General features: G+C 74.9%; 10 protein-coding genes. 5 read left to right on the forward strand and 5 right to left on the reverse strand.

Annotated elements, in window-relative coordinates:
• Nucleotides 1–1,503: 1,503 nt before the first annotated feature.
• On the reverse strand, nt 1,504–2,370 hold the full coding sequence (locus FZ103_RS07425) for an aldo/keto reductase (protein ID WP_155999847.1): 867 nt from the start codon (nt 2,368–2,370) through the stop codon (nt 1,504–1,506).
• Between the two features lie 130 nt (nt 2,371–2,500).
• Here FZ103_RS07425 and FZ103_RS07430 point away from each other — a divergent pair, with 130 nt between their 5' ends.
• Both FZ103_RS07430 and FZ103_RS07435 read left to right on the forward strand, forming a co-directional pair.
• Nucleotides 2,501–3,184 carry an AAA family ATPase gene (locus FZ103_RS07430; protein WP_155999849.1) on the forward strand — a complete coding sequence of 228 codons (684 nt, stop codon included), beginning with the start codon at nt 2,501–2,503 and terminating at the stop codon, nt 3,182–3,184.
• A 7-nt stretch (nt 3,185–3,191) separates the two neighbouring features.
• On the forward strand, nt 3,192–3,608 hold the full coding sequence (locus FZ103_RS07435; RefSeq protein WP_186355962.1) for a hypothetical protein: 417 nt from the start codon (nt 3,192–3,194) through the stop codon (nt 3,606–3,608).
• A 12-nt stretch (nt 3,609–3,620) separates the two neighbouring features.
• Here the strand turns inward: FZ103_RS07435 and FZ103_RS07440 are convergent, their stop codons facing one another.
• The 3 genes from FZ103_RS07440 to FZ103_RS25390 all read right to left on the reverse strand — a co-directional run bounded on the left by FZ103_RS07440 (nt 3,621) and on the right by FZ103_RS25390 (nt 6,915).
• Nucleotides 3,621–4,577 carry a TIGR03621 family F420-dependent LLM class oxidoreductase gene (locus tag FZ103_RS07440; protein ID WP_155999851.1) on the reverse strand — a complete coding sequence of 319 codons (957 nt, stop codon included), beginning with the start codon at nt 4,575–4,577 and terminating at the stop codon, nt 3,621–3,623.
• 115 nt (nt 4,578–4,692) lie between these two features.
• Nucleotides 4,693–6,660: a cytochrome c oxidase assembly protein gene (locus FZ103_RS07445; protein WP_343233436.1), complete on the reverse strand. Its 1,968-nt coding sequence runs from the start codon at nt 6,658–6,660 to the stop codon at nt 4,693–4,695.
• Nucleotides 6,661–6,786: 126 nt separating this feature from the next.
• Nucleotides 6,787–6,915 (reverse strand): hypothetical protein, encoded by a 129-nt coding sequence (locus tag FZ103_RS25390; RefSeq protein ID WP_255429805.1) that lies wholly within the window; start codon nt 6,913–6,915, stop codon nt 6,787–6,789.
• Between the two features lie 463 nt (nt 6,916–7,378).
• Between FZ103_RS25390 and FZ103_RS07450 the strand changes: the two genes are divergently transcribed.
• Nucleotides 7,379–8,707 (forward strand): amidohydrolase family protein, encoded by a 1,329-nt coding sequence (locus FZ103_RS07450; RefSeq protein ID WP_155999853.1) that lies wholly within the window; start codon nt 7,379–7,381, stop codon nt 8,705–8,707.
• 125 nt (nt 8,708–8,832) lie between these two features.
• On the forward strand, nt 8,833–9,951 hold the full coding sequence (ald, locus tag FZ103_RS07455; RefSeq protein WP_186355964.1) for an alanine dehydrogenase: 1,119 nt from the start codon (nt 8,833–8,835) through the stop codon (nt 9,949–9,951).
• Between the two features lie 127 nt (nt 9,952–10,078).
• Here the strand turns inward: ald and FZ103_RS07460 are convergent, their stop codons facing one another.
• Nucleotides 10,079–10,369 (reverse strand): hypothetical protein, encoded by a 291-nt coding sequence (locus FZ103_RS07460; RefSeq protein ID WP_155999855.1) that lies wholly within the window; start codon nt 10,367–10,369, stop codon nt 10,079–10,081.
• A 278-nt stretch (nt 10,370–10,647) separates the two neighbouring features.
• On the opposite strand from FZ103_RS07460, the gene FZ103_RS07465 reads away from it, so the two are divergent.
• Nucleotides 10,648–11,790 (forward strand): enolase C-terminal domain-like protein, encoded by a 1,143-nt coding sequence (locus FZ103_RS07465; RefSeq protein ID WP_186355965.1) that lies wholly within the window; start codon nt 10,648–10,650, stop codon nt 11,788–11,790.
• Nucleotides 11,791–11,920 lie beyond the last annotated feature (130 nt).

An 11,920-nucleotide genomic window follows, 5' to 3' on the forward strand; every position in this document is an offset into this window, starting at 1 on the left:
CGGGATGCCACGAGAGCGGCAACGGCGGCGGAGGGCTCAGCCCGCGCGGATCGGTCCCGGTGCCCCCCGGTGCGGGATGCGACGAGAGCGGCGAGGACCGCGGAAGGCTCAGCCCGCGCCCATCGGTCCCGATGCCCGCCGGTGGCCCGCCCGACGGGGGCAGCGGCGGAGAGCGGGTGGCTCGGGGCGGCGGATCGCGGTTGCCGTCGGCAGGTGGCTGATCATCCGACGAGGCAGCAAGGGCGGCACGGGGTCCGGCCCGCGCGGATCGGTTCGGGTGCCCGCCGGTACGGCAACCGACGAGAGCAGCAAGGACCCCAGTGGACTCAGCCCGCACCCACCGGTCCCGGTTTCGGCGGGTTAGGCATGCGACGGGGCCGCGACAGCGGGCGGGGGGCTCCGTCCGCAATCATCGGTTCGGATGCCCGTCGGTACGGCATCAACGAGAGCGGCGAGGACGGCACGGATGCAGCCCCTACGAACCGCTCCCGCTGCCCGCCGGTGCCCCGCGCGGCGGAGGCGGCGTGCCCAGGCGGCGTTCCGGGCGGCCTCATTCACCCGCACAACCGAACCGAAACACCGAACGCCCGATTTAATTTGAATCGTTCTGGGCCCGGTCACATCGAAGCCGAACCCGGAAATCGGACATTCGATGCTTTCGGGGCGGCGGTGGGGCGACGAGGCGCGGCCCGCGACCGCCCGGGCGGGCTCGGGCCGCGCGGAGGGCCGTCCGCGGCGTCGGAACGTCCCGCGATGTCCGGTATGCGGGGGCGCCGGGACGGCCCGCGCGGCCGGGATCGGCGATGATCATGGCGTTTGGCGCGGAATCGGCGCCAAAAACGCTCCAAACGCGCACCTCGTGGCGCCCCGGCCGCCTCCACCCCCCGCCACAGCCGGGCATTCCGGGCAAAACATCCCGGATTCCTTCCGCATCCCGGAAACCCTGGGGTTCCGGTGCGCCGCGCAGCCTCACCGCGCGCCATCGGCGGGCATCGTCGACCCGCGCGAGGCGAAATGCCCGAAACGCCCCCGCCCGGGCCGTGTCTCAGAACGGCGGGGGCGCCACCTTCCAGGAACCCACCGGGCACCACCCGGCGCGGCCACCACCGAGGCTGCGGCAATGGGTGCGCCTCGCGAAGCGCGATCACAGCTTGCCGCCGAGCGCACGCTGAACCCGTCAGGCGGAGCCGCACCACCGGTGGCGGGCCTCCGAAACAAGCGTGCACCGCCGCTCGGCGGCAAGCCGGCGCACCGCGCTTCGCGCAACCCAGCCCCATTGCCGCAACCTCCTGTGGTGACCGACTCCTTGAACACGACGGAGGCGGCCCCCACCACCGCCCTCGCCGCCTCCGTCGCACGCCCCACCGGCGGGCACCCGAACCGATCCCCGCGGGCCGAGCCACCCGTCGCCCCGCCATGAGCCCAGTCGGCTGGCAGCCGGCGCGCGGCCGGACCGAACGACCCCGCGCGGCCGGCCGCATCCGCCTCACAGGATCTCCGACCTCACAGGATCTCCAGGGGCGTGTGCCGGCTCGGCGGTGGGAATGCGCCGTCGAGGGCGGTGAGTTCTTCCTGGGTGAGTTCGATGTCCATCGCCGCGGCGTTCTGGCGCACGTGGTCGGGATCGGAGGCCTTGGGGACGGCGATGACGTCGCCTTCGCGGATGGTCCAGGCAAGGGCCACCTGCGCGGGCTGCACGCCCCGCTGTTCGGCGATGCGGCGCAGGACCGGCTCCTCCAGGATCGCCCGGCGCGCGCGGCCGCCCTGGGCCAGTGGGGAGTAGGCCATCACCGGCAGGCCGGGCGCGGCGTCGCGGCACCACGGGAGCAGGTCGTACTCGATACCGCGCGAGCCCAGGTGGTAGAGCACCTGGTCGGTGACGCACGCCTGGCCGGCCGGGACGCGCCACAGGCGCTGCATCGCCTCGGTGTCGAAGTTGGACACGCCCCACTGGCGGATCTTGCCCTCGTCGCGCAGCTCCTCCATCACCGCCGCGGTCTCCGACAGCGGCACCTGCCCCCGCCAGTGCAGCAGGTAGACGTCGATGACATCGGTGCCCAGCCGGGTGAGGCTCCGCTCACATGCGGCCTTGGCCCTGCGTCGCCCGGCGTTGGCCGGGTAGACCTTGGTTACGAGGACGACCTCCTCGCGCCGGCCGGCGACCGCCTCGCCGACAACGCGTTCGGCGCCGCCCTCCGCGTACATCTCAGCCGTATCTATGAGGGTCATCCCCGCGTCGATGCCGGCGCGCAGCGCCCGCACCTCGTCGGCGCGCCGGTCCGCCCGCTCACCCATATGCCAGGTGCCCTGACCGATCGCCGGCACCCGAAGCGAGGGCCCCAGCGCGATTCCGCGGCCGCCACGTCTCATGTCCCGTACTCCCTGCACTCGTTTCCGCGACCGGACCGGCCCGCCGCGACGACTCTTCCGGCCGGGCCCGCCGTCCTTTTAAAAGCCAACACTTAACAAACGCTTATCCGAAAGGCGTATAACCACCGACATGTTCCCTTCCACGGCCCCCGCCCCCGCGCGCGCACTGCAACCGGGTGACGCTCCGCGGGTACTGCGGTATCCGGCCGGCACTCTGCTGCTCGTCGGCGGCATCCCGGGCGCAGGCAAAAGTACGCTGCTCAATCGGCTGTTCGGACTCGACGGCACCGAGACCCGACCGGTGCAGACCCCCGGCGGTGTGCGGGTGATCGACTCCCAGCAGGCGCGCAACCGGCTCGGCCGCCGACTGCGGGCACTTCCCTACCCCGTTTGGCGCTGGGTGACGCACCTCCTGCACTACGTGCGCATCCTGCGCGCGCTGCACGCCGGAAGCCTGCCGGCCGCGGTGCACATCACGGCCACCCACCGGTCCGTCATGCGGCTGCTGGGCTGGTACAGCCGCCGCCGGGGCGTCGAGGTCCACCTGATGCTGATCGACGTCGATCCGCAGGAGGCGATGCGCAGCCAGATCGAGCGGGGTCGCCGGCTCGGCCCCCGCAGCCACCGCAGGCACGTGCGGCGCTGGCGCCGGGTGCTGGCCGACTGCGCGTCGGGGGCGGAGGCGGTCGTCCCCGGGGCGCGCTCCCTGCTGCTCCTGGAGCGGGCGGCGGCCCCCGAGATCGTCGAGATCCGCTTCACATCCGAGCGCGGTGGCCGCGAGCGCGGCGGGGCGGCACCGGAGGCGATGCCATAATGTGCGGGTGGATCCGCTGGTAGACATCGCTGTTTTCGGCATCGCGGGCGCCGTGCTGCTGGCGGCCCTGACCGGGCTGCTGCTGGTCGCCGCTCGCCGCTCCGCCGCCCTGCCCAAGGGAGCGCTCGGCGCCGCCTGCGCCGTGCTGCTCCTGGCGGTTCCGGCGCTGGCCGCGGGCCGGACCCTGGGCGGCGACCCCGCCGCGGGGTGGGGCCAGGCGTTCCTGGTCGCCTCGGCGGCGGTGGTCGTGGTCTACGCGGCGGGCATGGCACTGCTGCCGCTCGTGGCGCGCCAGGCCGCGGCCGGGCGCGGGGTCGCCGTGCCGCGCGGGCTGCGGCTCACGCCGGCGGCGGCGGGCGGCGGCCTGCTGGTCTGCGCCGCGCTGGGCGCCGCCGGCACCGGGATCGCGCTGCTGCTCGGCTGAGCCGCGTCCGGCTCAGCCCGGCTGCCCCGCCTGCAGCCGCCCCGCCCCCGACCGCTCCTGCGGGGAGTCCTCCCCGGCGGCCTCGCGGACCACGGGGATCACCTCGGCCAGGGCGTCGCGCGAGGGGCCGTGGGTGGTGATGAAGGAGAAGCCGAACTCCTCGCGGTCGGCGACGAGCGCCGCGGCGATCTCCGCGGCGGTGCCGATGTGCACGTAGGGGCAGGCCAGCACCTTCTCGACGGTGTCCAGCCCGGTGGCGGAGTAGGCGGCGACCAGCTCGGCCGCGCTCTTCTCGGCGTCGTCGGTCACGATCACCGCCTGCACGAGCACGTTGAACTCCAGGGCGTCGGCGCGCTGGCCCGCCTTGGACCGCACGAAGTCCACCCGGCGCCGGGTCTCCTCGCGGTCGGCGACGCGGAAGGTGCCCATGCGGGCGCCCTTGACCTGGGTGAGGCCGGAGAATCCGACGATGTCGGCGTGGCGCGCGGCCAGTTCGAGCCCGCGGTCGCCGTTGGCGCCGATCAGCAGCGGAGGGCGCGGCACCTGGTGCGGCAGCGGCTCCTGGCCGTCCTCGGCGAAGAGCCGGTCGAGCTCGCCGATGCTGCGCTCCAGCCGCTCCAGCCGCTCGGCGTGGGAGCGCCACGGGATCCCCGCCGCCTCGAACTCCGACTTCATGTGCCCGGCGCCCAGCCCCAGTTCGAGCCGGCCGCCGGAGATCCGGTCCACCGTGGCGGCCTCGCGCGCCAGCAGGGCGGGGTTCCAGAACTCGTTGTTGAGCACCAGCGTGCCCAGCCGGATCCGCGACGTCACCGCGGCCGCGGCGGCCAGCAGTGCGAAGGGCGAGGCCGCTCCGAGGTGGTCGGGCGTCTGGACGATGTCGAAACCCGACTCCTCGGCGGACCGGCACGCCTGCGCCCAGCGGTCGATCTCCTCTTGGCGACTGTTGAAGCCGAACCGGAATTTCCTCATGGACCGACCTAATCGGAATCGGCCGCACGGCGCCACCCCGCAGCGGCGGGCAGCGCGGTTTTCCGCTGAGGGCGGAGCCGCCTCGGCGGTGGGTCGGATCGGGCGGAACCGCAGGTCAGCCCTGCTTCCCCGTGGAACGCCGGTCCAGCTCGGCCAGATAGGCGTTGTAGGCGTCCATGTCGGCGTCGTCGGAACCGCCGCGCCTGCTGTGGCGCTCCCTGCGGCGCTCGGCGCGCTCCTCGTCGAGCCACCACTGCCGCACCATGGCGAGCATCACCAGCCCGGTGGGCACCTCGCCCACGGCCCAGGCGATGCCGCCGCCGGTGTACTGGTCTGCGCTCTGGTTCTCCAGCCAGGACACCTCGAACTGCCCGTAGTACTCCATCGCCAGCGGGGCCGACTGCATCATGATCGTGATGCCGAAGAACGCGTGCACCCCCATGGCCGCCAGCAGCAGCACGACGCGCAGCAGGTAGGGCAGCTTGCGCGGCCCCGGGTCGACGCCCACGATGATCCAGTAGTACAGGAACCCCGTGAGCAGGAAGTGCACGTTCATCAGCAGGTGCCCGGTGTGGTCGTTCATCAGCGCCGGGAACAGAGGGGTGAAGTACAGCGCGTAGGGGCTGAGAACGAACAGCGGGGCGGCGACGGCCGGGTGGGTGGCGAACCTGCTGAACCGGCTGTTGACGAAGGCGGTGAGCCACTCCCGCGGGCCCCGGTCGCCGCGGCGGCGGGCGGGCCGCAGCGCGCGCAGCGCCAGGGTCACGGGCGCGCCCAGGACCAGCAGAATCGGGACCAGCATGGACAGCAGCATGTGCTGCACCATGTGCACGCTGAACAGCACCATGGAGTAGGTGCCGACGCCGCTGAGCAGGACGGCCGCCATCACCAGCAGTCCCGCGGCCCAGGCGGCCGTGCGGACCCAGGGCCAGCGGTCGCCGCGGCGCAGCAGGCGGGTCACCCCCGCCGCGTAACCGCCGCCCAGCGCGGCGATCACCAGGATGAAGAACAAGTCGGGCCGCCACAGCGTGAGCAGGGTCTGCACGCTGACCGGCGCAGGGACGGGAAAACCCAGGATCGCCTCGGCGGGACCGACCGTGCCTTCCTGCGACGGCGGCGCCGTGCGGCTCAGGGCCGCCGCGATGCCCATGGTGGCGGCCATGACCGCGATCTCGACCCCGGCCAGGCGGGCGAACAGCCGCCGGCCGCCGGCCTCCGCGATGCGCGGGACCGTACTGCGGCGGTGCGCCCAGCCGGCCGCGCCCAGGGCGCAGAACAGCACCGCCTTGACCACGATGAGCAGGCCGTAGGAGGTGGTGACGAGGTCGGCCACCGAGTAGAGGCGGCTGGCGGCGCTGGCGACGCCGCCCGCGCCCACGCCGATGTAGGCCCACAGCGCCATGCGGCTGAACCGCTCGGCGGCGACGGGCGCGTCCTCGGGCGCCGAGCGCAGGCCGTGGAAGGTCACCGCGGCCAGCCCGCCCACCCACAGCGAGACGGCGACGACGTGCAGGGCGAGCCCGGTGATGGCGAGCTCGTGGCTGCCCGCCGAGGCGGAGTGGCCGGTCAGCGCCGGAGGCAGCAGCGCGGCGCCGGCCAGGGCGAGCGGCGCGAACGCCCCGGCGGCGGTTTCGGCGGTGCGGCACAGCAGCGCCGCGGCGCACGCCAGCAGGATCACCGCCAGCAGTCCGATGCCTTGGGCGACCGAGACGGCGTAGCTGGAGAGCTGGTCGCCCAGGACCTGCCCGGGCGGCTGGCCGGAGACGTCGGAGAGCTGGAAGACGAGGGTGGCTCCGGCGGCGCAGGACCAGACCAGGGCGGGCCAGGCCGCGGCGCGCAGGTAGCCCAGCGCCTGGGGCCCCAGGGCGCCCTTGCGCAGCGGGAGCAGGAACACGGCCAGGACCAGCAGGCCCACGGTCAGCGCGGCGGCGACGTCGCGGACCGCCGTCGCCGCCGGGAGCCCCCAGCGGGTGACCGGGCCGGCGTCGGGCAGCCCGGGGATGATTCGGGCGGTGACCGCTCCCCCGGCCACCGCGGCGACGATGAGGGCGATCAGGCACGAGGCGACTGCGGCGACGGCGATGACGGCGGCGGTGTCGGCGCCGGGGGCGCGGACGGTTCCGGCCGCCGCGGCGCTCTCCTCGCGCGGGAGGTCGCCGTCGCGGACTCCGGGGGAACTCACGCGGGCCGCTCCGTGGGTGTGGGATGGCTACTGGCGGCCGCGGTGGCGGATCACCGCGGCGGCGGCGCCCGCGCCGACGGCGATCCCGGCAGCGCCCCACATCCACGGGGCGATCCAGCCGGTCATGTCCTGGATGAGCAGTACTGCGACGTCCACGCGAACACCACCACGAACCAGCCTAAATCTACTACAGCGTGTCGGAGACGAGGACGGCCCGCCGCCTCGGCGGACGCACCCGGCCGCGGCCGCGCGGGGACCGTCCCGGTCACCGGCCCGGCCGATCCGATTGGGGCGGCACCGCGGGCCGCCCCGAACCGGTCGACCGCTTTCATAATGCCCGCCGGAAAGTCCACCAATCCGTCGGAAATCCGGTGAATTCCCGAATTCGGCGCCGGCCGCGGCGGGCGGCCCGCCTTTCCGGCGCGTTCCGCCGGTTCGGCCCCTTCGGCGCGCGGTTCGCGATACGGTCGGTCAATCGCGCCGCACAGGGCCGAGCCCCGCGGGCCCCGGCACAGCGCCGATTACGTATACCGGTTGCCGGCACCGGCGATTCCCGTGGGCCGGGTGAATGTGAACGCGCGGACGCGGACACCGCATTCGAGCAACGGAGGGGATCGCGATGCCCCGGACCGACACCGTCATCCGCTCGCGGCGCGCGGTCCTGCCGGCCGGAACCGCGCCCGCCTGCGTCCGCGTCAGCGCGGGGCGCATCGTCTCCGTCGGCGACTACGCCGCCCCCTCCACCGCCCCCCACGAGGTCGACCTGGGCGACACCGCGCTGCTTCCCGGCGGCGTCGACGTCGACGCCGCCGTCCAGGCGCCGGGGCAGCCGCTGCGCGAGGGCTATGTCCGGACCGCCTCCGCGGCCGTGCGCGCCGGGGTCACCACGCTCGTCGCCTCGGGACCGGCGGATCCGCCGATCACCGGCGAAGCGGGGCTGCGCGCGCATCTGGCCGCATCCGCCGACGCGCCCGCCCGCATCGCCTTCCTCGGGGCCATCACCGCCGCCAGCACGCCCTGCGACCTCGTCGAGCTCCGCGCCGCCGGGGTGGTGGGCTTCGCCTGCTCCCTCTCCGACGGCGCCGGGGCCGACCTCCCCGGGATCGACGACACCCGGCTGCGCAAGGCGATGACGGAGCTGGCCGCCATGGACGTCCCGCTGGTGGCCCACGCCGAGGACGCCGGGGAGCTGTCGGCCCCGGAGGGGCCGGGCCTGTCGGCGCTGCTGGCGGCGCGTCCGGCGCGGGCCGAGCGGCGCGGCGTCGAGCGGCTCGTCGCCGCGGCCCGCATGGTCGGCACCCGCGTGCTCGTCTCGCCTTTCACCGCCGCCGAATGCGCGGCCGTGCTGGCCGCGGCCCGCGCCATGGGCGTGGGAGTCAGCGCCCAGACCTGCCCGCACTACCTGTGCCTGCCGATCGAGCAGGTGCCCGACGACTCCGGCGCGCACGCCTGCCTGCCTCCGCTGCGCAGCGGCGCCAACCGCAACGCGCTGTGGAGCGCCCTGCTGGACTCCCGCGACCCCGTGATCACCCAGGTGGGGTCGGGCCACCGGCCGGGCACGGGGGCCGCAGCGGTGTCCTGGACGCTGCCCGCGCTGTGGACGGCCGCGCGCCGGCGCGGCCGGGATCTGGCCGACCTGGCGCGCTGGACCGCCCGGGAGCCGGCCGACCTGCTGGGCATGGCGTGCAGGGGCCGGATCGCCCCCGACTGCGACGCCGACCTCGTCGCCTTCGACCCCGATGCCGAGCAGACCGTCCCCGCCGCCGATCCGGGCCCCTACGCCGGGCGCAGACTCGTCGGCCGGGTGCGGGGCACCTGGGTCGAAGGCGAGGGGGTCTTCGGGTGCGCGGTGCCGCCCGCGCGGCCGCAGCGCGCCTCCGTCCGCGCGCACGGTGCGCACCCGCAGCCGCACTCGGAGCCGGAGGAAACGGGCGCGCCACCCCGCTGACCTGCCCGCCGCGCCGTTACACCGTGTAAAGATGCTGCCGAAACGGAAGTCACGATGGAGATGGCGGGGCGCGTCCGGGCAGGCGAGAGTGAAGACGTATCAATGACGATGCGAGGAGGAGTCCCGTGCGCGTCGGCGTGCCCAGCGAAGTGAAGAACCACGAGTACCGGGTGGCCATCACCCCCGCCGGTGTCCACGAACTGGTCACCCGCGGCCATTCGGTCGCCGTCCAAAGCGGCGCGGGCCGCGGTTCCTCCATCTCCGACGAGGAGTTCGCCGCGGCGGGCGCCCGCGTCCTCGGTTCCGCCGACGATGTGTGGGCCGAGGGCGAGCTGATCCTGAAGGTCAAGGAGCCGGTGGCCGAGGAGTACCACCGCATGCGCCCCGGCCAGACCCTTTTCACCTACCTCCACCTGGCGGCATCGCGCGAGTGCACCGACGCCCTGCTGGAGCGCGGCGTCACCGGCATCGCCTATGAGACGGTGCAGCTCGCCGACGGCTCGCTGCCGCTGCTGGCCCCGATGTCGGAGGTCGCCGGCCGGCTCGCCCCGCAGGTGGGCGCCTCCACGCTGCAGCGGCCCAACGGCGGCCGCGGCCGGCTGATGGGCGGGGTGCCCGGCGTCAGTCCCGCGCGCGTCACCGTCATCGGCGCCGGGGTCTCGGGCCTGAACGCCACCCGCATCGCCGCGGGCATGGGCGCCGAGGTCACGCTGCTCGACCTCAACGTCGCCAAGCTGCGCCACGCCGACGACATGTACCAGGGCCGGGTGCGCACCGTGGTCTCCAACGCCTTCGAACTGGAGAACGCGGTGCTGGAGTCCGACCTGGTCGTCGGGGCGGTGCTCATCCCCGGCGCCAAGGCCCCCAAGCTGGTCTCCAACGACCTGGTCGCGCGGATGCGGCCGGGCGCGGTGTTCGTCGACATCGCCATCGACCAGGGCGGCTGCTTCGCCGACTCCCGCCCCACCACCCACGACGCCCCCACCTTCGCCGTGCACGACACGGTGTTCTACTGCGTGGCCAACATGCCCGGCGCCGTGCCCAACACCTCCACGCACGCGCTGACCAAGGAGACGCTGCCCTACGCGGTGGCGCTGGCCGGCAAGGGGTGGCGGCGCGCCCTGGCCGACGACCCGGCGCTGGCCCAGGGGCTGAACACCCACGACGGTGTCGTCACCAACGAGGGCGTGGCCGAGGCCCACGGCCTCAAGTCGCACACCGTGGCCGAGGTGCTGGCCGGGTAGCGCGGAGCGCCCCCGGGCCGGCGCCGGTCGGTCCGCGGAGCCGCCCGGCGCCGGCCCGGGGGCGCCCATCGGCGCGCGCCGGCCTCCCCGGTGCTCGTCGAGGCCGCCGGGGAGACCGGCCCGGGGCTCAGGGCGCGAAGACGGCGCCCGCGCCGTCGCCCTGGTCGGACTCCCCCGGCAGCAGCACCCCCACGACCTCGCCGGTGCAGTCGGAGCGCCGCAGGATGAACACGGTCTGGTCGGTGGCGTTGGCCACGCTGTAGGGCCCGCCGGCGAGCGCATGGCAGCCGCGGGGGTCGGCGTGGTCGGTGCCGTTGATCGTCAGCACGCCGGCGGCGGCGCCCGCAGGCGCGGCCGGGACCGCGGTCGCCGCGGCGGCTGCGAGGATCGTCACGGCGGTGGCCAGGCGGCGGCGCATAGCTCTCCCTGCTCTTCCTCGGAGTGATTAGTCAAACACGTTGAGTGATATGACCATCGAGGCTAGCCCCTGCCCTCGGGCCGTGCCACCGGGTGCCGGAACACCGCGGGATTCGGACCGCCCGAATCCCGGTGGTCGGAGGCACCCCGTGCCCGTCCGCACCGCTGGCAGCCTCCGCGGTGAGCGGATACGTTCGGTTATGGCGGTCCCTCGCCCGGGCCCCGGCGCCCGAACGACCGCCTTCGCGCCCATCCCTGCCGCGTCGATACGGAGTCCGCGTGTCACCTGCCGAACCGGCGACCCTCGCCCGCGTCACGGGCGTCGACGCCACCCTGCTCCGGCTGCCGCTGGCCCATGCCCGGTCCCGCGGCGCCGCCCGGCCGCAGTTCACCCGCCACGCCCTCGTCCGGGTCTGCGACGATGCCGGGCACACCGGGTGGGGCGAGGTGCCCATGGCCGACGCCGAGCGCTGGCGCCTGCTCGTCGACGACTACGCGCCGGCCCTGCTGGGCCACAGCTGGCTGCGGCCCACCGAGGCCGCCGGCGCCTGGGCCGACCTGCCGCGGGTGCCGCCGGTGGCCTCCGGACTGGACACCGCCTGCTGGGACCTGTGGAGCCGCCAGCGCGGCACACCGCTCTCCCACGCCCTGGGCGGCGACCGCACCGCCTTCACGGCCGGGACCACGGTGACGCGCCAGCCCTCGGCGGAGTCGCTGGTGCGCGAGGTCAACCGGCAGGTGGGCAGCGGGTTCCGCCGGGTGCGCCTGGAGGTGGGCCCCGGCTGGGACACCGAGGTGGTGCACACCGTCCAGGAGAGCTTCCCCTTCCTGGTGCTGCAGGCCGACGCCGGGGGCCGCTACACCGAGGACCCCGCGGACCTGCGGGCGCTGCGCGCGCTCGACGAGTACGGCCTGGTGGCCATCGAGGAGCCGTTCGCCGGCGGCGACCTGGACGCATGCGCGCGGCTGCAGCGCGAACTGCGCACCCCTGTGGCACTGAGCACCTCGATCGACTCCCTGGAGACCCTGGACCGGGCCATCGCCGCGGAGGCGGCCAAGGCGCTGAGCCTGCGGATCAGCCTGCTGGGCGGGCTCACCCCGGCGCGCCGGGCGCACGATCGCGCTGTCGACGCCGGCTGGGACCTCTGGTGCGGCTGGGACGCCGAGTCGGGGGTGGGCCGGGCGGCCCTCGCCGCGCTGGCCTCGCTGCCCGGCATCTCCCTGCCCAGCGAGATGCCCGGCGCCGGCGGCCACTTCACCCGCGACACCGTCCGCCCGCCGGTGCGGGCGCACGAGGGCATCACGCCCATCCCACTGGCCCACCCGGGCCTGGGCCACGAGGTCGACGTCCGCGAGCTCCGCCGCCTGGCCGTGGACGCGGTGTCGCTGGGCAGCGGCGGAGCGGCCGGCGCCTCCGCCTGACGCCCCGGCCGGTCCGGCGCCTGAAGGCGTCGACCGTGCTGCCGGCGCCGCGGTCGCCGACGCGATGCGGCGGAATCGGCGGGAACGCTGCGTCCGCCCTCCCGCGTCGCGTCGGTCCTTGGCGCGCACG

It is taken from the genome of Streptomonospora sp. PA3, assembly GCF_009728995.1.
In the GTDB taxonomy this organism is placed as follows: domain Bacteria; phylum Actinomycetota; class Actinomycetes; order Streptosporangiales; family Streptosporangiaceae; genus Streptomonospora.